A 23,265-nucleotide genomic window follows, 5' to 3' on the forward strand; every position below is an offset into this window, starting at 1 on the left:
CGTTTTATTTCAAAAAAATCTAATATTATTCTTCAATCACTTTGATATATAATTTACCATCTTTTGCTCTCTCTGGACCATGTATATCTGTATCGAATCCTGGCAGCATTGATCCTATCTTTTCTAGCATCAATAAGAAGTCTAATATTACCTTAGAATCTTCTGTTACTTTTTCTCCGGGGAATATCACTGGTATACCTGGTGGATATGGTAATATCATCACAGCTGAAGTCTGTCGATATAGCTCTGCTAGAGGAACTTTTTTGACCCTACCTTTTAGCAACTTCTGAAATGCCCTATGAGGATTAAGTCGCTGCTCTGGTAGCACATTAAAAGCATGATACATAAGATTAGGAAGGTTAGCCTCTTTCATATACTGATGCAACCTTTCACTAACTTCTTGAACTCTCATATCTTCATAGAATTTAGGGTCTTCAGCATATAATGTTGGTAGCATTTTCTCAACTAATGTATTTTCATCATACATTTGTTTGAATTTATTAAGTACCGATATTAGCCTTACTGATTTTGCCTTTGTAGTACCTAAACTAAAGATAAATAACAATGAATAAGGTCCAGATTTCTCAACTACAATATCATGCTCGTCTAAAAACTTAGCTACTATATCTGCTGGCACGCCCCAGTCCTCAACATTGTTATCTTTTATTCCTGGGGTTAAGATTGTTATCTTAATAGGATCTAGTGATAAAAAATCACCATCTATATTTTTAAATCCATGCCATTTATCAGCATTTCTTAGTAGCCAAGCCTCTTTATTAGCAATATTATCAGGTTGCCAAACATCAAAGAACCAATCACCAGCTTCTGATCTAAGCTTAACTAGCTCTCGTCTAAAATCTATCGCTAGATTGATAGTTTTGTCAATAAGATTATAGCCCTGCTCGCCCTCCATCATTGCTGCTGCTGTCTCAACACTAGCAACTATTGGATAAAAAGGAGATGTTGAAGTATGCATCATATATGCTTCATTCAAAACTTCATCGTTATAATCACCTTTTATGTGCAACATTGATGATTGGCTGAAAGCTGCTAGAAGTTTGTGAGTAGATTGTGTCTCAAAAATTATATGCTCTGGCTTTGGTTCAATCTGCATTGCAGACTTATGTTTATAGATTGGATGAAATATCGCATAAGGTATCCAAGCACTATCAAAATGTAATTTTTTAACATCTAGTTCATAATGAATAGTATCTGTATTATAGAGAATACCATCATAAGTTGAATTTGTGACAACAGCATATTCAGGCCATTTATCTGCAATGCTACTATTATCAATTTTTTCTTGGATAGTTTGGCGCTGAAATTCTTTTTTAGGTATACCTCCAATTATGCCATAAGCATTTCTTGTTGGTTTTAGATATATTGGATTAACATCTACCATCATCATTAGGTGTGTAACTGATTTATGGCAATTTCTATCTACAAGAATTGTATCGCCATCAGCAACACTATACATACCAACTATCTTATTAGCTGTTGATGTCCCATTGGTAACAATCAACGATCTATCAGCTTGGAAAACTTTTGCAATATACTCTTCTGCATCTTTGTGAGCTTCCGAATGATCTAATAAACTTCCTAGCTCTTTCATTGAAATAGATAAGTCAGTCTTAAAAATATTCTCGCCATAAAAGTCATAGAATAAAGCGCCCACTGCCGAACGCTGAAAGCCATAACCTCCTTGATGTCCTGGTGTACAGAAAGATGAGTTAAAAGATTTGGAATATTTAAACAGCTCATAAGTTAAAGGTGGCAAAATATCATTGAAGTAGTTTGTGATAGTTCTATGGATAAAATCAGAATCCTCACCAGCTAAAGCATCATACTGTAAGAAGTTAATATTTAAGTTAAAATCACGCAGATTGAGTTTGATACTTTGGCTATAATCAGAAACGACAAATACTGGTAATTTAGTGTTAAGATGCGCAATATTGTGAAATGCTTCAATACTAAAACTAGTTCTATCAAGGACTATACAACATATTCTTGAATTATCTTCGAGAATCTCTACAACCTCAGATAAATCATCTACTGTTAAAGTATGATATTCATAACTTTGTAGATCTTTTTCAATCTTTAGTAAAAATTTTTCTTTATAGGATTTTAAAGAGTCTTTATATACAAATACAATTGTCTTCATTAGCTTTACCACTTATAGACTATATACTTATGCAGTATACTAAAAGTGAGTCAGATAAAAATATTTTTTGCTAATGAAAATCAGTAAATAATAAATTAGTTAGTATGTTCAACTAATTCTAATTCACCATCTACTAATCTATAAATTTTATTCATACGACTAGCTAGTCTCTCATCATGCGTAACAATTACAAAACTAGTTCCAAAATCATCACTAAGCTGCTGCATCAAAGCAAATATACTCTCAGATCTTTGGCTATCTAAGTTTCCTGTAGGCTCATCTGCTAAGATACAGTTAGGATTGGTAACTAAAGCTCTCGCAATAGCAACTCTTTGGCGCTCACCACCAGAAAGCTCGGCAGGTTTGTGATGTGCCCTATGCTCTAAACCAACTTTTGTTAGAATTTCATTAGCAAGCTTTATTGACTCTTTTTTTGTATATTTTTTGGTAATAGCTAATGGAATCATTACATTCTCAATAGCTGTAAACTCTGGCAATAAATGATGTAACTGATAGATAAAGCCTAAATGCTTATTTCGCATCTTTGCACGCTTATTAACAGACTGATTATCAAATCTCTCGCCCATAAGCATTACTTCACCTGAGCTACATTTATCTAGTCCACCCAAAACATTTAGCAATGTTGTCTTACCTGATCCTGATAGACCCAATATAGCGACCTTTTCTCCTTTATTAATTTCAAGGTTTACATTTTTTAGTATAGCTATATCTGTCTTAAATTCTGTGTAGCTTTTTGAGACATTCTTACAACTTAAAACTACATTACTCATATCTAAGCGCCTCCACTGGTTGAACCTTAGAAGCACTCCAAGCAGGATAAAGTGTCGCTAAGAAACTTAAAAACATAGAAACTAAAGTAACCTTAAATACATCTGACCACATAAGTTCCGATGGGATATAATTAATCAGATATACGCTAGCACTCAAGAATTGTTTCCCTGTAACATGCTGGATGAAATTAACAATCTCTGTAGCATAAGTCGACAGTAAAATCCCCAATAGAACTCCTATAACTGTACCAATTAAACCAATTATAAATCCTTGGTAGATAAACACAGTTATAATTTGTCTTGATGACATACCCATTGTTCTAAGAATAGCTATATCACTTCGCTTATCAGTCACAACCATCACTAAAGATGATAATAAATTAAATACAGCAACTGTAATTATTAGCAACAGGATAAAGAACATCATTGTCTTTTCCATTTTTAAAGCATCAAAGAAAGATTTGTTTTCATCAGTCCAATCACGAGTGAAATAATACGGAGGTATAGCGCCATCATTAAGTTTATTTTTCACGAGAGGTGCATCGTAGATATTTTTTAGGCCTAATTGAAGAGATGATACTGAATTACCAGTCTCAAATACTTTTTGAGCATTTTTGATATTAATCATCGCATAATAAGCATCGTATTGATAGCTTACTGAGAATATACCAGATACTTTAAATTGCTTGATTCTAGGAATCATCCCAGCAGGTGTTAAGCTTACTTTAGGGACTATTAAAGTAACTTTATCTCCTACGGTAACACCTAAGCTATTTGCTAAAGCACTACCTAAAACGATATTATACCCCTCATTATCATCTAGTGATGATAACTTACCTTCTATGATATGATCACCAATTGGTAACACCTTAGTTTGATATTTTGGTTCTATACCTTGTATCTGTACAAAAGCAGTTGTACTACCACCATTATTTGCACTTAACAATCCTTGAGACTCCACGATAGGAGCTGCTGCTGTAACACTTGGCGCACTTTTCTCAACATCTTTTGCTAATTTTGGCCAATCAGTAACTTGCCCACCCATCTGATATACTTTCAAAGGTGGTACCATCATCAAAATTCTATTTTTGATTTGTTGATCGAAACCATTCATCACAGACATTACTGTAATTAATACAGCAACTCCCAAAGATATACCCAAAAAAGATATAGCAGAAATAATAGATATAAACCGATTACGCTTCTTAGCACGGATATATCTTAACCCTATAAAAAGAGGAAGACTTCTAAACATTTAAGCTTTGTTTTGCAAATAAAATTACCATGTATAATAACATATTAAGGGACTAAAAACATTTCAAATAACCATAGCCAAATTTATCAAAAAAATATCTAATTATCAAAATTTGATTAGCCTTGTTAATTTTTACTAATTGTTGAAATATTTATATTGCTATATTATATGCCTCATTGACAAAAAGACATGTAAGTGAATAGATATGAGAAAAAATTTGAAATCTCAGTTTTGTGCTTTACCAATATATTTAGGTGGACTAACTATAGCTTACATAGTAACAGCATCAATAATATCTAATTTGTTGTTCTAAATATGGCTGGCTTAGTTAGGTTTTGATTTAGAAGGTTTATGTTGATCCGCCCCCCACACAACTGGACACATAAAGCTATATAACGAGTCTATACATAACTAACTTGAAAACTAACTTCGGTCAGCTATATTTAAACTTCCTTCGGAAAAAAACTTAAAATATTTTGAAAAAAAGATAAAAAGTTGAAAAAGATTTGACGATTACCTACTTTCACCTGGGCATTGCCAGACTATCATTGGCGTAAGACCGTTTCACTTCTGAGTTCGGAATGGGATCAGGTGGTTCCAGACTGCTATTATCGTCAATGCGTGATATAATACTCTCATTAATTATTATGTCAACTCTATATTTAAGAGTTTTGTCAAAAAACAGGCACTTCCTAAATATCGTTACCGATAACATAATCATCTATGATCAATGGTATTTCATCACCACAGTCTTCATAAGCGTTGATTTCTCCGCTAGCAAGTCTTGATTGAAGCTCTTCGTTATCCATATATTCAGTATCAAAATCAACATACACAGAACCAAGCAGATGATTGAACTCATGTTGAAATATTACCGCAGCTATGGAATCTAACTTACCCGTAATTTTCTTACCATGCTGGTTATATGCTTCATACTCAATCTCTTTATATGTTGCTAGCTTACCTCTTTTTTCTCCTAAGGCACTTAAACAGCCATGCCAAAAACTAACTCGTTTCTCAGACACTTTTGTAATTTTAGGATTTATAAAAACTTGAAAAGGAACACTATCAAAACTTAATGGATATCTTGCATTAGAACTATCAAACTCTATCATAAATATTTGATAAGGATAGCCAATTTGATTAGCCGCAAGTCCTATACCATTGCCTTGCATTTTTTCATACATTTCAGCTATGATATTTTGTATTTCAGAACTTTGAATATCATTTATAGGTTTGCACCTTTGATATAGCACCTCATTATTTGAGTCATTGTATTGTATAAATTGTGATTTCATACTAAAAACTACATTTCCTAACTTTACTTAATTATAGGCGCTAAAGGATTACCATACTTTTTAAGATACTCTTTAGCTATCTCTTGAGAACCTAAGTAATTTAGGTGGTGACCATCTAAATATACAGGTATACCATTTAGAGAGGTCTTACAATAACTATCATTACATAAGACCTTTTTAGGATTTATCAACACCATTTCAGGATACTTGGCTTTAAGCTTATAAATCAGTTTAATAAACTTTTCTTGTTGTTTTTGCACATACTCCAAAGGTAATTCACAATGATGAGGATCAAACAATAAAATAAACTTAGCTGTTGAAACAATACAATAGTTATTAAAACCTTTTGGTAATTTTGGTGTATCCAGTATTACTACTGGAACGGCATGATTTTTTATTATCAATTTTATAGATTCTTCAATGCCTGAGATGTAAGGTTGATTACTTTTCTCAGACCAATCACCACCCAAAACAACATATTTAAAAGACTGCTTTCTTATTAAGTCTTTCAACGCATTGTTTCTATCAATCATTGATACTCCTAATTCTGTATTAGGAAGATTTTCTATAAAAGGAGTACTTCTTTGAGATACTAAATAAGCACTTTTATGAATATTTGATAACCATACCCCCAACATTGGAAACTCTGCACGAGCATGAGAATCACCAATAAATAGTATATTTGTATCTTTATCTTGTGAAGCATCACCTATTAAACATTTACTTTCCGGAGGCAGCATTTTTGATGTAAACTCTGGAGATGAGTTTTGTAAAAAACATTTATTCTCATCAACTCTCTCAAAACCATAAATACCATTTAATTTACGAAGATCTACAATCGGCGGTGGAATATTAACAGCAAAGTTTTTGATATATTTAGTACATAAGGCAAATGAAGATGCTAGTAATACTGGGATTATCCATAATACAATTAATGTTTTAGAAAATGGCATCTTAAACTTATATCTAAAAGGTTTCTCTACTAAGAAATAAGTCAGTGTAGCTAAGCAAAAACTAACGATAAGAATAATAGCCTTAATAAGGTAAGTACTATCAATACTCAGATAATTAACATAAGCAATTATCGGCCAATGCCATAAATATAATGAGTACGATATTAAACCAATCGCAATCAATGGTTTAAGTGAGAAAACTCTGTGTATGAAAGAGACATTATTATTTAAGCCCACATATATAAATAAAGCAGCACCAAGACAAGCCTCTATCATACCCAAACCTGGATAAAATACTTTTACAAAGAGTATAGGTACTAGCATCAATACAACAGATATTAATCCTAAGATATTTGCGGTCAACTTACTTAGAGTAATTTCTTTATTAACTGAATATATCGCCAAAAAACAGCCAAACAATAACTCAAATGCTCTTGTAACTGGAAAGTAGTAATACTCTGAGCCATTTAAAAATATCAAAGAAACCAATGATAAAATGGTCAAAATTATACAACCATACAATAGTTTATGATGTATAGACATCTCAACTCGGTTTTTTAGCTTAACAGGAATACTAAAAGCGGCTATCAAAAATAATGGCCAAAAAATATAAAACTGCTCTTCGATCCCTAGAGACCAAGTATGCAATAGAGGTATCAATTCTGAGTCGGTACTAAAGTAGCCAAAACTTAGTGAATGAAAGAAATATAAATTTGAAAATGATCCTAAAGCACTAACTAACGACTTAGAATAATCTCTTAAATCTTGAGGTAATAAAATTAACCATGCAAAAATTGTCGAAAATATAAGCACCACAATTAATGCAGGCAAAATACGCCTCATTCTTCTTAGATAAAAGTTCTTGATAGAAAAAGTCTTATTTTCTAAATCACGAATAATAATACTAGTTATTAGAAACCCTGAAATAACAAAAAATATGTCAACTCCAAGAAAGCCTGACTTAATCCAACTAATATTTAAATGGAATAACACTACAGCTAACACTGCTAGTGCTCTAAGACCATCTATATGCTTATAATACTTCATTATAAAAATCTACTTTTAATCTTGCTAATAAGTATAGTACAAAAATCCAATCAAAGTAATAACTTTGAACCAACCCATTTGGAGAGTATTTTGCATTTTAGGACAAATTTACAATAGTCTATAAGACTAAATTATCACGGTAGGTAGCATCTAATAAACTTAACTGATTTGTGAATTTTTATTCAAAAAAATAATAAAAATCTCACTTCCATGATAAAAAATGTTTCAAAATAGATGTTTTTAAACTATCATATATGAATAATTATTCAAAATAATGAAATATGAAGCAGTTTATAGGTGTATTTTTGATTATTGGTTCGACTATAGGTGGTGGCATCATAGGTTTACCTATAGCTGCTGTTAACTTAGGATTTGTGGGAAGCTTATTGGCAATATGTTTAGTATGGTTAATAATGACATTTACAGGATTATGTATATTAAAGATATCTTATAACCTCCCAGTTAAGCACAATACATATTTCTCGCTATCTACCAAATTCTTAAACTTTAAAGGAGCTAAGGTTACTGTTTTTGGAGGTTATCTATTAATATTATATTTAACACTGACAACTTACATATCTGGCATTAGTTCATCCGTAAGCTTATACTTTGCACAAAACAGTAATTTAAGTTACTTATTATCTGGTGTAATTCTAGTATTTATACTAGGTGGAATTACAACTTATAACTCTAGAATTATAATCAAGAGTAATGTTATATTTGTCGTAGCTAAACTCTCTCTTATCATCATAGCTATATTTCTAATTTTTTATTCTACAAGCAAAATTACTCTTAGCATTGATAACTATCCTATTCAATCAATAGGAGCATTTTCATTCTTATTTGTATTATTTAATGCTTTTGGTTATCACTTTATTATCCCAAGTTTAGTAAAGTTTTATGATAATCGTATTTCTTTTAAATCTTTTGTTTTCTTGCTTATCTTTAGTACGACAGTCATAGCACTGATTTATATAGCATGGATTTTGGCAATATTCTTTACAATACCAGCAGAAGGTAGTCACGGAATGATGAGTATTTATAATAGTAAAAATCAGCTTATAGCTTTTAATAATAGTATTAGCTTTTTTACTCAGTCATACACTATTAGTAATATGTTAAGCGCTTTTCAATTAATATCTATGATAGGCTCTTTCTGTTGTATCTCAATAGGTGTAATCGATGCGCTAAAAGATGCTTTTGGACAAAATGCTTACATTAAGGTCTTAATATGCACTTATTTGCCACCACTAGTTTTAATGAGTCTTTCTCAAAATATGTTTTTAATTGCAATGTCATTAGCTGGAATATTAACATTCTATATTGAGGTTTTTGTGCCGATTTTAGGTGTTAGAAATTATTATAAAACTTCTAGCAAGGTAAAAGATAAATCTTTATTTAGTCATCAATATTCAAAGCTCTTGGTCTGATCTTGAGACAAACTTGGAACAAAGGAAAGTGTCTATTTATTATTTTATTTAAGTACTTATTTTAAGATGAGCCCTTTTTTATATCTTGGTATAGTAGCATAGCTGCTGACGTAACAGATATTAATGATTTCTCTTCTTGATTGGTCGATTCACTAATCCAAACATTACCACTATTTATAACTTCTACTGCTCCAATAGGATTCTCGTTTAATGAGAATACATAACCCATTGCCTGCCCCATTGACAAAGAGCTTGTAGAGAATTTATCTACACCTGAGATATCAATATTTGTTTTACCATCTGTTACATCTCCTTGTAACGTAATAGAATCATAAGATTGTGACATAATAATTGCTGCCACTTCAGTATTATTGTTCCCTATTACCTTACAAACTAATTGCGGATCATAAGACGACTCTAGACTTATTTTACCTCCAAAAAACTCACCCAGTGTCGCATGATTCCAGCTTGCATCAGATACACACTCTACTATCCATAGATTATCGCCAGACTCATCAATTGAAAATTGATATTTTTGCTCTACTTTAGATGAGCCATAACCTAATATAGTTACATCACTACGCTTAGTCCATCCTCTATGAATGTTAGTAACATGATATTTACCAAAATTAAACTCACCACTAAAGTTAGAAAAAGCTCGTCCTTCTACAGATATTTTAGTTGAGTCATTTTCTAGCTCTATTGGCATAGCCATATGCGCAGCACAACTACCTAATGTTATAGTCAAAAAAATACTACAAATTGGTATAGAATAATTATGTTTTGTAAGTAACTTATACAACTGAAACCTCAAAAATTAAACTAAAAATCTAATTATATATAAAAACTAAATACACAGAAGTAATTTGAATATTTAATTTTCACAAACCAAATTAATTTTGAGTAAGCTAAAAATTTTTAGTTCGACCTTTAGACAGGTTTAATACAGACACTATTCTTTAAGGATTTTTATCTTCTAGAATGTTTTGAAATTTTTCTTTCAAAGACTAATAGAATCTTTATAGCTAGCATCATTACTTTTTAAATGTAAATCTATTGTTGATATTTTTAGCTTAAAACTAGGGAATTCTGCCTTAAGAGTTTCAAAATTACCCCACCCAATCCACTACTACTTTCCATCCTAGTGGTTGATACTGTTTATTCATCAAACTAACAAACTTATTTTTCGCCTCTTCAATATGCTCTTTTGATGAAGCTTCATTATCTGTAAGTTTTTGAACTTCTTTATATGCGATATTTGCCAGATGATTATCAGGATCAGTATTTATAACGCCTAATCTAGGCAATACCTTAAATGTATATGCTTGCCTACTTAATTGCTTAGTTTTATCAAAATCTATTGTAACGGATGTTACTTTGGGTGGTTTAACTCTTAGTGTTATAGTTTTATCTTTAGCATCAATTTTGATATCAGATTCATCAATATTCGTTGATAAAGTAGCAGATGCTTTGTAGCTATATTTAGCAGTATTTTCTACTAATGTACCATTATCAGAGACATATAAAGAATTACCACTGACTGTGACTTTTAATGTAGATAATTCACCGACTTTTTGAACGCTAACAACTGTCGGAACTATCTCATTATCTTTCTTACTTATAACAAATGACACTGTAATTATCAGTATTGCAATAATGAGGATATACTTTAAAAATTTAGACATCTATCTACTCCTCTACAAAAAAAGTAAAGCTAGAATAATCAATATTATCAGTATCACTACATATCGCATTTTTTACCTCTGTAATTTTTCATATTATTTGGCCAAGTGTTACGCGCCGATGTAGCGTTCCATTACATTTACTCGCTAGAATATACACAAATGCCATTGCTAAACCTTTCTTTAGATTCTACAATCAAGTCGTAGAATGACAACTTTTTCACTAAGTCTTAATATATATCCACTAGTCGTCATACTACGGCTCCGACCGTAGTATCCAAAAACCAAAATGTGAAATTAAATCCACTATGCTAAAATACTAGCATACAAATCTGACCACCTAGGATTAAACTTATTTATTAAGTCTAGTTTCCATTTTCTTTGCCAAGTTTTTAATCTTTTCTCACGATAAATAGCGTCTGTTATATTGTTAAACTGCTCATAATATACTAGCTTTTTGACATCATATTTTTTCGTAAAACCATCAGAATAACCCTGCTTATGCTCGTAAACTCTTTTGATTAAACTTGATGTTACACCTATATAAAGTGTTCCATTACATTTACTCTCTAGAATATACACAAATGCCATTATCAAGCTCTTCTTTAGATTCTATGGTCAGGCCATAGAATGACTTTTATGTTTTAAACCCCACCCAAACTAACAGTAGTACCCTCAGCTATTAACCTACTAATATCATTAACAAACTCATACACCGAGAATGGCTTTCGAAAATATTCAAACTTAGCGTCAACATCATCTAGAGATACTTTTATCTCTAAGACATTTTCTCTTTGAATATCAGTAGTAGCTATATTTTTCTTGAGGTTATCTAATACTTTTTTTAGGTTTGTAGGGTTTACATTTTGACTTCTAAGATTCAGCTCAACTTTACTAAAATTCTCATCAATATATTGTGATATCGGTTGTACCTTATCAACACTTAGTTTATTGCACTCTCGTTGTTTATCATAGCTAACTTTACCCTCTACTACAACCACATCATCAACTTGGATATTATCCTTAACTGCAGCAAACACATCTTCACCAACTAGACAATCTGCTCTATCAAATTCATCATCAATATTAATAATATACAGAACTCTACCAGTCTTAGTTTTTCGTCTAGCTGGAGGTGTTATCATACTTGCGATTATTCTGACTGAATTACCATCCATATTTGGTTTTTGGATTTTCTCAAGATCACTAAAGCTAACATGATTACGCCAATGACTTTCACCATCAATAATATGCCCTGAGAAATACATTCCTAATGCTTTTTTCTCATTAATCAAAAGCTCTCTAAGATTCCACTCCTCTACAATACATTCTCTTTCAAGCTCTGTATCAGTATCACTCTCTTGTTCTGTGAAACCGAATAAATCATTTTGCCCAGCAGCAGCCATTTCATTCACATAACCAGCGTTTTTGATAGCTTTTTCGATAGAGTTAAAAGCTGTTGCTCTATTTTTAGAGATATCCTTAATAGCTCCTGCAAAGCAAAGCGCTTCTAGTGCTTTTTTATTAACCTTACGCAAGTCTACTCTACGAGTTAAGTCAAAAATAGAACTAAATTCACCACCGGTTTCACGCTCATTGAGTATACTCTTGATAGCTTCACCACCAAGACCTTTGATAGCTCCTAGGCCCAATAAGATTGTTCCTTTTGAAGCTGCAATACAATCATAGACACTCTTATTTACATTTGGAGCTAAAACTGTGATACCCATATTCTTAGCATCTAAAATAAATTTAACCAACTGATCTGTATTACCCATATCCCCTGACATCAGAGCAGCCATATATTCATCTGGATAATGTGCTTTTAACCAAGCAGTTTGATAAGCAATCAACGCGTAAGCCGCGGCATGAGATTTGTTGAAACCATAACCAGCAAAAGCTTCCATTTGGTCAAATATCTCATCAGCAAGTCCAGCTTCGATATTATGATATTTAGCGGCACCCTCTTTGAAGATTTTACGCTGTTGCTCCATCTCTTCTGGCTTTTTCTTACCCATTGCACGACGCAACAAATCTGCTCCGCCTAAAGTATAACCAGCTAGCTTCTGCGCCATTTGCATTACCTGCTCTTGATAAACTGGTATACCATAAGTCTCTCTAAGCACTTCTTCTAATAATGGATGTAAGTAAGTAGTTTGCTTTCTGCCATGTTTGCGATCTACGAATGTTGGGATATTCTCCATCGGACCAGGACGATATAGGGCTACTAAGGCGATAATCTCCTCAAAGCTTGATGTGCCAAGATCTTTGACAATCTGTTGCATCCCTTGTGACTCTAGCTGAAATATACCGATAGTTTTACCAGCTTGAAGCAGTTTAAATGTTTTCTCATCATCAAGAGGAATATCAGAAATATCTAGAGGCGTTTCATTAGCTGATCTCTTAGCATTGATGCTTGCAATAGCATTTTTGATAATTGTTAAGTTCTTTAGCCCCAAGAAATCAAATTTAACAAGACCAACATCTTCAACATCGCCCTTATCAAATTGGGTAACTATATCTCCACCTTTATCTTCACAATATACAGGAGCAAAATCTGATATCACCGTTGGCGATATCACAATACCTGCGGCATGTTTGCCCAGGCTTCGTGGTAGACCTTCTAATTTTTGGGCTTTTTCAACAATCTCAGCAACTTCTTCATCTGCCTGCATTTCATCATATAGAGGTTCACCTTCATGCAAGATTTTTTTAAATGTAGTACCCGGTGTTTCTGGTATTAGCTTAGCAATCCTATCTCCAAAACCAAAACTCTGCCCCATCACACGCACTACATCTCGCACCACACCTTTAGCAGCCATAGTGCCATAGGTGATAATTTGCCCAACACTTTGCTTACCATATTTTTGCTCTACATATTTGATAACTCTATCTCTACCTTGGATACAGAAATCAATATCAAAATCAGGCATAGATACCCTTTCAGGATTTAGAAATCTCTCAAAAAGTAAACCATACGGTAAAGGATCAATATCGGTAATAAGCAATGAATAAGCTACTAATGAGCCAGCACCAGAACCACGCCCTGGACCTACTGGTATATCATTCTCTTTTGACCATCTAATAAAATCCTCAACTATCAAGAAATAGCCAGGAAAGCCCATATCGCAGATAATATCGATCTCGCGTTGTAGTCTATCTTTGTAAACTTTTATAATATGCTCATGCTTATCAGCTGGTCTATTTTCTAAAATTTTTGCTAAACGTTTATCTAAACCTTGATAGCATAGCTTTGAAAAGTACTCTCTTTCTGTCAAACCATCTGGAATATCTACCGTTGGCAAACATGGTTTACCTAAATCAAATGTTACATTACATCTTTTTGCGATTGCTAAAGTATTCTCTAACAATACTGGTAGCTCTGAAAAAATTTGATATATCTCATCAGCTGACTTTAGATACTGTTCTCTTGTAAATTTAGATTTACGCGACTCATCAAGAATTGTTGTTTTTTCATTGATACAAGCTCTAATTTCATGGATATCATAATCATCTGATTCCATAAAAACAGTTAAATTTGTAGCTACAGCTATAAGATTATGCTTACTTGCAAGTTCAAGTGCTTTCTCGTTATACAAGCCCTCATTTTCATATCCAAGCTTATGAATCTCTACGATATAGTTATCAACACCAAATATTGCGATATTTTCAGCTATTACTTGCTCTGCTTTTTCAATATCTTTAGTCAATACAGCTTGTCCAAATTCGCCATATTGACCACCATTTAAACAAATAACATTATCTAATTTAGTATCTTTCAACCAACTTTTGGGAATTAGTGGAATTGAGCCAAACCTCTCAGCTTCTTGATATGCTTTTGAAACTAAATCAACAATATTTTGATAGCCTTGATTATTCTCTGCCAATAAAACCAGATCACAAACACCAAACTCAGTATCAATCTTTAGCTCTACACCAAAGATAGGCTTAATCCCATTTGACAAAGCTTGCTTATAAAACTTAACTGCAGCAAATAAATTACATACGTCCGTCAGTGCTACTGCAGGGATATTCTTATCTTTTGCTCTGGCAAAGAGATCACCCAAACGAACAGTACTATCAACAACAGAAAATCCAGTATGGATACGAAGGTGAGAAAACATCTTAGTTACTTATCATTTATAAACTTAGCTACAAATATTACTATAAATAATATTTAAAATCATATCTCTTTACGTATGATAACTTAGTTAATATCTTCTACCCTTATCAACACACAAGGCTAAAAATAAATTGCATAGCTTTTTTCATTAATCTAAAATCACTTAGTTACTTATCTTAAAGTTTATAAAATATGAATAAAAATAAGAATTTATCTAAAGCACTATTAATTTTTAAAATAGTTTTTCTAGTATTGTTCATAGTATCTGCATACCTCTATATTAAACCAATGGTTAATGCCACATATTTATCAGAGACTCAATATGAAGCTCTGGAAGATGGTTCATTCGGGTTCTTGAGTAAGAGTGAAATGGATAAATTCAATAATAAAACACCTCAAAATTTATTTACTAATTTTACATACAAAGCTTTAAGTCTATGGATGGGATACCATAATTACTATTATGATGTGATAAACACTATCTCTCCTGAACCTGTCAAAGTTAATGATTATACTAGCAGTGAAAAAGATATAGATATTGATACCATGCTAGTAGCCATACTAAAAACCGATTTTAAAATAAGTGATGTGCCTATTAATACCACAGGAAATAAACTAGATTTAACGCTAGGTAAAGGTAATGACAAACAAACATTTTATTTAGCAAAAAATAGTCATGGAAATTGGTATTTTACAAAAGAAAATTTCACAGACACTAATACACTCAAGAAATTTGCCGACTTCAAAAAAGAAAAGAGCCTAGGCGAAGATAATATAAGAAATATATCAATGCCAGTATTATCATACATGCAGTTCATATTTGGAGCTAATGATGCATATAAGTTCAAAATGGCAGATGCTTTAAACATAATGGATACCAGCTGGATTAAGGAGAATATTAGAAAAGATTTTGCTTCATTTATAGCTTTCAGTATGGATAGAGTCTTCAAAACTGCTAAAATCACTATACGAAATATACCTGGAGAAGTTCTTCCAGGTAGTAATTTAGTAATGGTCTACACCTCACCTATTTCAGGCAAAAGTATATATTTAGAAAATATTACAAATAAGGATAGCAAGACTAAAAACTGGATTTTCCCTAAAAATGCTCAGATAGATGGGGTAAGTATATTTTTAGATGATTTAGATAGCAATATAAGAGCTCCTTTTGGATCTAATCTACGTAACTCTATCTGGGAAAATATTCCTAGCCTTCTAAAAGAGTATGGACCAAATCTGTATATTAGTATTATATCAATAATCTCACTAATGATATTTTATGTAATTTATAAAATATTATTTATAGTTTTAAGGCCTATATTTAGAATCACACGTAGTCTTTTTGAAAATAAAGATTATAAAACAATGAGGAAATTAAATATTGCGACATCACTAATAGTATCAATGTATGCTGCATATTTTTTCTTTTTTAACTCATTAATCATATTCACAAATGCTTCCAACTATTTCGATATAATTTTTAAAATTGTATATGGAATTGTAATAATGTTCTTATGTACAGAGATTATGAATGTACTATGCTCATTCATAATCTCTTCTTACAAAAAAGTTAAGGATCAAAATAGATCTGCAAGATTTGCGTTTGCTATAGTAATAGCTAATAAAGTAATTAATCTTATTATTATATTAATAATTGCCGGAATCATAATCGAAGAGCTAGGGATTGATATGATTCACTTCTTAACAGCTCTTGGCATAGGTGGTCTTGCTATTGCATTAGCTGGTAAAGATACAATTGAAAATCTCTTTGGCTCAATAATCCTAGCTATGGAAAGACCTATAAAAATTGGGGACTGGGTAATCATAAAAGACAAAGAAGGAATAGTTGAAAAAATAGGACTAAGAAGTACAACTATTAGAACTTTCGAGGACTCTGCTCTTATTATACCGAACTATGCTTTTGTAACTTCACAAATTAATAATATGGGTGAGAGAATATATAGAAGATATATGACTACTCTTGAAATTGACGAATCAACACCTACCTCTAAACTTAGATCTTATGTTGATGGTATTAATGAACTAGTATTAAATACCCCTCATATGAGAAAAGAGGGATACTATATACGTGTAAATGATTTAAAACCAGCATCTATCAAAATATTAGTCTATGTTTTCTTTATATCTACAGATTGGGGAGAAGAGCTAGAACAGAGGGAACAATTTATTATGAGCGTGCTAGATTTAGCTGAAGAAATCGGTATCAAGTTGGCACCATCACAAAAAATTCAGTTTGATGCTAATTATTCAGAGTAACTCATACCCTACAAACTTTATTGATAAGTATGAAAACAAAAAGCCTCTTATTTAGTATAATTCTTTTTTTGATAGCAAACCAAGCGTTAGCAAATACTGAACTTGATACTAATATTAAATCAGACTCCAGTAAGCTTGAAAAAGATACTAGAGGCCTTTATCAACTACCTCCGAACTACTATAACATTAATGATCTTGACGATATAACTAAGAAAACATTTAAACCATCAATATATGTAGCAATTAATGGTGGTTGGGGACAACAAACTAACATGTCTAAAGGTGGTGGAACTGTAGTTGCTAACTTAGGATATAGATTTAGCGAATCTTATGCTGTAGAGTTTGTTTACCAAAACTTTCTTGTTAGCCAATATAATACAACCCAAGTGAATAACTACTTTGCTGGGGCTGCAAAATACTATTATAAAATAAATAACTATATAACCGCCTATGCTGCCGCTGGACTTGGAATAGGACATACTAATATTAATGGTATAGCCAACCAGCGTAACGCCCCTAGTAGCTATTTAGATACAAATAATACATGGGGAGGATTTGCAGTCTTCCCAGTAGGTGTAATGTTCCCTATCAAGTATATCGACAACCTTAGTCTAAAAGTAACATATACATATACCATTTCATTCTCTGGAGACTCTCAGAATTTTGTAACATCAGGCTTACAATATTCTTTCTAAAAAAGAATACCTAGCTAAATAAATTGCCTATGAGATACTGTCAATTTGGAATCACCGGAAGAACACCTTTTATTGAGTACATAAGTATGTCAAAAAACTTAAAATACTCATTATTTCATGGGTTCTTGAAAATTGCTTTTATTTTGTTGTTCCTAATCTCAGAAGTTTTGAAAATTGGAAAAGATATGGGAATCAAATTTGTTTCCACAAAAGAAATTCAGCTTGAATCTAGTAATAATCAGGGCCAGAAATAAAATTTATGATTTTATTTTTGATTTCTATCCAAGACGAAAACTATAATAATCTTAAGCAATAGTGCTAAACTAAAACTAATCCACAAAGCCAATAGTATAAAATGATAATTTGACATATTAAAGTGTGCTTTTAGAAATCCCCATATTGACATACACAACGCCACTGAGAATGTTATCATCGCGGCCGCTGTACCATGCCCTTTAGTAATATTACTCATAGCTGCACCTGTAGCCATTGGTATAAAAAAGCCTAAAAAATAACATATTAAATGCAAGGTTGTCACAGTACTATATGATGATATTTCTAAAAAACTATATAGAGCTATAAAGATAAATATAATAGCCAAAATACCTAGATTATAGCGTTTCTTATGACTACTATCTGCCTTAATGCGATAACTAAATATCCCAAGAATATATAGTAAAGATGTTACCAAAAATACCATAGTAAAGACATCCATCGACATATTTAATTCATCAACTAACAAACCTTTAAATGAGCTCATCAAGACACCTAAATAAAAAGAAAAGAGTATCGCTACAATCATTACATTTAACAAATATCTAGGCTGAGATAGTGCATGAGCAAAGCCAGAGAATATTTTAGATGCTGGAATTACGATTTGTCTTTGAGCATCGGCAGTTAATATCTTTATTGAAAAAATAAATAATACCATTTCAATTGTTGCCATACAAAAATAAGCTGCTCGCCAAGAAATCGGAATCAATAATAAAGCTAAATATGTACTAACTATCGGTGCAACTATTATCATTACTGATAAAACCGAATATGCTTTTTTCATTTGGCTATTATTGTCAGCATTACGTGATATCAATGCTCTAGCGATAGACGAGTAACATCCTGTACCAAGCCCCAAACTCACAAAACCAATATATACAGTATAGATACTATCTGATAGTCCGATGCAAACTAAACCAAATATAGACAAGCTCTGTGAAAAAAATAGTACTCTCTTTGCTGTAAAAACATCTGATAAAGTCGCAAATAAAATCGCAGAAACACTAAACATAAAAAATGATAGACTCATAGCTATCTGAGTTACATAATTAGATAAATTCAAATTAGATGCTAACGATGGTGTTAAGGTCATTGAGATTGTTAGAGTCATATACCCAACGTATGTCAGAAAGTATGCTAATAAATTCTCTCTTTTAACACCACTTATTACACGCATTAGCTTTATACTGTAACGAAATAATTACCATTGATTATAATATACTATTTAGATTTTTAAGAGTTTATTTTCTAAAACTCTGCTTGTCAGATATCTTATAATCTAAGAAGTTACTAATATGATTCTTTTTGTCTTTAAATACAAAATTATTATATACAATCATATACATTAGAACCTTTCTAACATAATGACGAGTTTCACCAAATGGAATATTCTCTATCCAAATGGTTGCTGGAACCTCTTTACTGTTTAGCCATTTAGCAACATTTCCTGGACCAGCATTATAAGCAGCTATTCCCAATACAGGATTTTTATCAAAGAGCTTTTCCAAGAAATATAAATTAGCTGTACCAAGCTTAATATTATTCTCCGGTATAAATATCTGGCTAGCCATGCCTTCGGATTTATTACCAACAAGAGGTAATTTATATTTCTTTGCAATAAATTTGGCTGTAGGCTCTGTTACTTGCATTAGCCCCTTTGCTCCTGCCCATGATCCGGCTTCAACATCAAATAATGACTCTTTACGCATTATTGATAATACAAGATCTTGGTCTATGCCAAATTTTTTAGCATTCTTCTCAACTGTAGCCAAAAATGCTTTTGGGAACAACATATCAATATTATTGTATTTACCAATTACAGCCATATTAAATATTGCAGCATAGTACATTTTATTATCTTCTGCTAATCTAGCTAACTCTTTGATCTGTGTAATATCTTTATTCTTAAGTTTATTACGTATTGTCCATTTCCAAAGGCTTGTAGAATCCTTAAATTGCTCAATCTGATATAAATCTATCGCTTGTTGAATAGCTTCTTCTGATTCAAGCTTCTTGGTTTCACGACTATCTAATTTATCAGCATTATCATTACCAAAGTTATATGGCTTATCAAGCTTGTCAGATGCTAGGAATGAATAGTAATCCAGAGGAGTCTTAGTTAAATTTTCAAACACTTCATTAGCTTTTGCTTTTTGTCCTGTTTGTTCGTAACTATATGCTAACCAATATTTCCATGCTTCATCCTGTTGAGACTTTTTAGGTAACTGATTATATGTTTTTATATAATCTTTGAAATTTTGATTATATAAATCAACTCTCAATAACCATTCCCATGCAGTGGTATCAAGATATTTTTTATCAACCCTTGCTAGCCAATGTTTAGCTTGAGGTGATTGTGACCTAGCAAAACTAACTGCTATAGCTGAAATACACTGCTGCTTGGTCTGATTACTAAGATATCTTTTATTTCTTAAACTATCCCATATTCTTGCATATTTCTCAGGATTTTTTCTAACCAAATCTTTCGATATATCAACGAATATTTTGTCAAAATTTCTATAATTGTGAAATTTACTTATAAAATCGTCTAGATTATTAGGATTTTTTATCGCATTTCGCCATGCTGATATATAGTTCACATAATCTTTATTGTCTTTAACATAAGTGTTTAGTAACCATAAACTATCATCAAACTTATTAGCAAAAGCTAGAGTATATGCCTTTGTAGTTAAATAGTCTCTTGATTTATCTTCAGAATTATCCCAATACTTTTGCATATCATTACACGCTGATGGCATATAGACACGATTTTGCCAAAGCTGTCCGTACTCATCTATAGCTTTAGACTTATTGCCTAACTCATATTCAGCCTGCATTGACCAACACTTCCCTGATATCCCTAAACCACCGGCGTAATACTTTTTAAAGTCTTGCCAATCTTTTTTATTAGCATAATAACTAGCAAGATCTTCTTTGATTTGATTATTCCAATAGCTATCTTGATGTGTTCTTAAATAATCATCAATTGTCGCCGGCTCAAAAATAGCTGGATCTGCGATTATTTCTTTGTATTGAAGGTATGGATATATACTTGTTTCTTTCAGTTTTGATTTTAAGTAATAATAAGATTTATAATCTTTTTTATCTAAGGCTTTAATTGCTTGCTGAGAATATCTTTCTTGTTGGCTTGTGAGAGTATAGCCAGCACTGATAGACAAAAGTGCTAAACTACCTATAATAACTTTTTTCATTGAAATTTAATAATATAAGGAATCATTTTGATAGAAATACTAACATTATTAATGATAAAAGCCCAACACTACTATACGAAATCAGTTTTTAAAATTATATTTATTAGATACTTCTGTATTTAGTAGATTGCTCAACTTTATCTTTTTACTATCCTTCAAAATAACATTATTATAAACAACCATATTAACTAATACTTTTCTCACATAGTGGCGAGTTTCTCCAAATGGTATATTCTCAATCCATTGTTTTACAGGCACTTGTTTATTTGTGAGCCACTTATTCACATTACCGGGTCCAGCATTATAAGCAGCAATAGCTAGAACTAAATTGTTCTTAAATAAACTATCTAAAAAATCTAAATTCGCTGAGCCAATTTTAATATTTATATAAGGATCAAATACTTCATCAGATGAGTTACTGATGTTATATCCTAATTTATACTTATTAGATATAAAATTAACTGTAGGTATCGTGACTTGCATCAAACCTTTTGCACCAATATATGACTTTGCTTCAATTTCAAATAATGACTCCTTTCTCATTATTGAATAAATTAACGATTGAGTTAAATCATATTTAGTTGATTGCTCTTGTACAATATCATCAAATGCATCTGGATATAATAAGTGTACATGACTATCAATACCCATCATATGCATACTAAATATTGCTTGATAGTACATTTCATAAAGCCAAGCTAGTTGTGCCAAAAGAGGAATTTCATCTCTATGTCCACTCGAGAACTTGTTCCGAATCACCCACTTCCAAAGTTTTACGGAGTCTTTAAACTGGCCTAGTTTGTGAAGTTCAATAGCATGTTTAACATCTGGATCTAATTCAAGTTTCTGGATTTCAGAATAGGATATACCATTATAGGTATTATCACCGTAGTTATAACCTAATCCCATAGCATCAGCTGATAGGTATGCATAGTAGTTATAAGGAGCCTTAGCTAATTCAGTATATATTGGTCTAGCTTTTTTGAGCATACCAAGTTTTTGATAACTATAAGCTAACCAATACTTCCATATTACTCCTTGTTGCACTTGTTTCGAACTACCAAGATAATCTTCAACATAACCACTGTAGTTAGAATTATACAAGTCAATTCTTAAGATCCAGTGCTCTGCAATTTTAGAGATATGCTTTTTATCAATTTTTAATAGCCATTGCTTCGCATTACTATCATGCTTTTGTGCAAGAGCAATTGCTATTTTCTCATCTATTTGTTGTTGTATTTTATAGCTCAGAAACTTTCTATACTTTAACTTTTGCCAAACCTTAGCATATTTCAAAGCATCAGTTTTTACATTATCACTAGCAATATCTAAAATCACTTCTGTAAACTTTGGATACTTATGATATTTTCTTATGAATTTATCTAACGTACTAACACTAAGATTATAGTTAACATATTTCCATTGATTTATATACTCAGCATACTCTTGATCTTGTTTTACATACTTTGATAAAAGTTTAGAAGAATCGCCAAAATCATTACTCAACGCGAGGTTATATGCTTTATCTAATATACATTGCTTTTCTTTTTTAGTGTATTTTTTTACATCTTTATCTAGTCCAACACACTCAGGAGCATTAAACTTATTTTTTTGCCAATATTTTGCAAACTGCTTTATTGCTTTCTTTTTATTTATTTTATTCTGATTATCTGCAACCCAACACTGTCCTACGGTTTGCAAATCGCCATCATAGTATTTCTCAAACATCTTCCAATTTTTAGTTTTAGCATAGTATATTGCTAAATCATCACATAACTCAGATGCCCAATACTCATCTTTATGGGTTTTAAAAAAATCTTGGATTTGCTGTTGAGAGAATTTATCAGGATGTAGAGATATCTCTTTGTACTTTAAGTAAGTTTTTATTTTTTTATCAGAGATTTTACTTTCACTTTTAGCTATCAAATAATCTTGATAGTTTCTTTGCTGTAGCTGATCTATAGCCTGTTGAACATTTTTAATTTGCTTATCTGTCAAGCTATAACTATAGGTCGATACTAATACTAGCAACAATATTAAAAGTTTTTCCCCTAACTTAAAAACCATA

At 31.8% G+C, this 23,265-nt stretch carries 16 protein-coding genes and 1 rRNA gene; 4 read left to right on the top strand and 13 right to left on the bottom strand.

What is annotated here, in order from left to right:
* Nucleotides 1-25 precede the first annotated feature (25 nt).
* The 6 genes from F0R75_RS06305 to F0R75_RS06330 form a co-directional block, all read right to left on the bottom strand.
* Complete coding sequence (locus F0R75_RS06305) at nucleotides 26-2,161, bottom strand: lysine decarboxylase LdcC (protein WP_149377239.1); 2,136 nt, start codon at nucleotides 2,159-2,161, stop codon at nucleotides 26-28.
* Between the two features lie 95 nt (nucleotides 2,162-2,256).
* Nucleotides 2,257-2,952, bottom strand: a complete 696-nt coding sequence (lolD, locus tag F0R75_RS06310) for a lipoprotein-releasing ABC transporter ATP-binding protein LolD (protein ID WP_146421004.1) — start codon at nucleotides 2,950-2,952, stop codon at nucleotides 2,257-2,259.
* Nucleotides 2,945-4,207, bottom strand: a complete 1,263-nt coding sequence (locus tag F0R75_RS06315) for a lipoprotein-releasing ABC transporter permease subunit (protein WP_149367931.1) — start codon at nucleotides 4,205-4,207, stop codon at nucleotides 2,945-2,947. Before F0R75_RS06315 ends, lolD begins: the two co-directional genes overlap by 8 nt.
* A 504-nt stretch (nucleotides 4,208-4,711) precedes the next feature.
* Nucleotides 4,712-4,826, bottom strand: a 5S ribosomal RNA gene (gene rrf, locus F0R75_RS06320).
* Between the two features lie 73 nt (nucleotides 4,827-4,899).
* Complete coding sequence (locus tag F0R75_RS06325; protein ID WP_149367930.1) at nucleotides 4,900-5,505, bottom strand: peptide deformylase; 606 nt, start codon at nucleotides 5,503-5,505, stop codon at nucleotides 4,900-4,902.
* Between the two features lie 23 nt (nucleotides 5,506-5,528).
* A complete protein-coding gene (locus F0R75_RS06330) occupies nucleotides 5,529-7,505 on the bottom strand; it encodes an acyltransferase family protein (protein ID WP_149367929.1) in 1,977 nt (658 codons plus the stop codon).
* 281 nt (nucleotides 7,506-7,786) lie between these two features.
* Between F0R75_RS06330 and F0R75_RS06335 the strand changes: the two genes are divergently transcribed.
* Complete coding sequence (locus F0R75_RS06335; RefSeq protein ID WP_149367928.1) at nucleotides 7,787-8,935, top strand: aromatic amino acid transport family protein; 1,149 nt, start codon at nucleotides 7,787-7,789, stop codon at nucleotides 8,933-8,935.
* A 61-nt stretch (nucleotides 8,936-8,996) separates the two neighbouring features.
* Here F0R75_RS06335 and F0R75_RS06340 read toward each other — a convergent pair whose 3' ends face one another.
* The 4 genes from F0R75_RS06340 to dnaE all read right to left on the bottom strand — a co-directional run bounded on the left by F0R75_RS06340 (nucleotide 8,997) and on the right by dnaE (nucleotide 14,741).
* The gene (locus F0R75_RS06340; protein ID WP_149367927.1) at nucleotides 8,997-9,683 is read right to left on the bottom strand and encodes a hypothetical protein; all 687 of its coding nucleotides are present in this window, start codon (nucleotides 9,681-9,683) and stop codon (nucleotides 8,997-8,999) included.
* A 361-nt stretch (nucleotides 9,684-10,044) separates the two neighbouring features.
* Nucleotides 10,045-10,620, bottom strand: a complete 576-nt coding sequence (locus tag F0R75_RS06345) for a DUF4230 domain-containing protein (protein ID WP_149367926.1) — start codon at nucleotides 10,618-10,620, stop codon at nucleotides 10,045-10,047.
* Nucleotides 10,621-10,923: 303 nt separating this feature from the next.
* The gene (locus F0R75_RS06350; protein ID WP_149367925.1) at nucleotides 10,924-11,208 is read right to left on the bottom strand and encodes a GIY-YIG nuclease family protein; all 285 of its coding nucleotides are present in this window, start codon (nucleotides 11,206-11,208) and stop codon (nucleotides 10,924-10,926) included.
* A gap of 53 nt (nucleotides 11,209-11,261) precedes the next feature.
* Nucleotides 11,262-14,741 (bottom strand): DNA polymerase III subunit alpha, encoded by a 3,480-nt coding sequence (gene dnaE, locus F0R75_RS06355; RefSeq protein WP_149377241.1) that lies wholly within the window; start codon nucleotides 14,739-14,741, stop codon nucleotides 11,262-11,264.
* 191 nt (nucleotides 14,742-14,932) lie between these two features.
* Here dnaE and F0R75_RS06360 point away from each other — a divergent pair, with 191 nt between their 5' ends.
* From F0R75_RS06360 to F0R75_RS10150, 3 genes are all read left to right on the top strand, one after another.
* Nucleotides 14,933-17,017: a mechanosensitive ion channel family protein gene (locus F0R75_RS06360; RefSeq protein WP_149367923.1), complete on the top strand. Its 2,085-nt coding sequence runs from the start codon at nucleotides 14,933-14,935 to the stop codon at nucleotides 17,015-17,017.
* 29 nt (nucleotides 17,018-17,046) lie between these two features.
* Nucleotides 17,047-17,712, top strand: a complete 666-nt coding sequence (locus F0R75_RS10260; RefSeq protein ID WP_013923599.1) for an outer membrane protein — start codon at nucleotides 17,047-17,049, stop codon at nucleotides 17,710-17,712.
* A gap of 86 nt (nucleotides 17,713-17,798) precedes the next feature.
* Nucleotides 17,799-17,966, top strand: coding sequence for a hypothetical protein (locus F0R75_RS10150; protein WP_179951655.1), 168 nt, complete (start codon nucleotides 17,799-17,801; stop codon nucleotides 17,964-17,966).
* A gap of 11 nt (nucleotides 17,967-17,977) precedes the next feature.
* Here the strand turns inward: F0R75_RS10150 and F0R75_RS06370 are convergent, their stop codons facing one another.
* The 3 genes from F0R75_RS06370 to F0R75_RS06380 form a co-directional block, all read right to left on the bottom strand.
* On the bottom strand, nucleotides 17,978-19,162 hold the full coding sequence (locus F0R75_RS06370) for an MFS transporter (RefSeq protein ID WP_149367922.1): 1,185 nt from the start codon (nucleotides 19,160-19,162) through the stop codon (nucleotides 17,978-17,980).
* A gap of 64 nt (nucleotides 19,163-19,226) precedes the next feature.
* Nucleotides 19,227-21,203, bottom strand: coding sequence for a lytic transglycosylase domain-containing protein (locus tag F0R75_RS06375; protein WP_394367475.1), 1,977 nt, complete (start codon nucleotides 21,201-21,203; stop codon nucleotides 19,227-19,229).
* Nucleotides 21,204-21,278: 75 nt separating this feature from the next.
* Nucleotides 21,279-23,264, bottom strand: a complete 1,986-nt coding sequence (locus F0R75_RS06380) for a transglycosylase SLT domain-containing protein (protein ID WP_149377242.1) — start codon at nucleotides 23,262-23,264, stop codon at nucleotides 21,279-21,281.
* Between the last annotated feature and the right edge of the window lies 1 nt (nucleotide 23,265).

Origin of the sequence: Francisella marina (assembly GCF_008369785.1) — a bacterium.
Lineage (GTDB): Bacteria > Pseudomonadota > Gammaproteobacteria > Francisellales > Francisellaceae > Francisella > Francisella salimarina.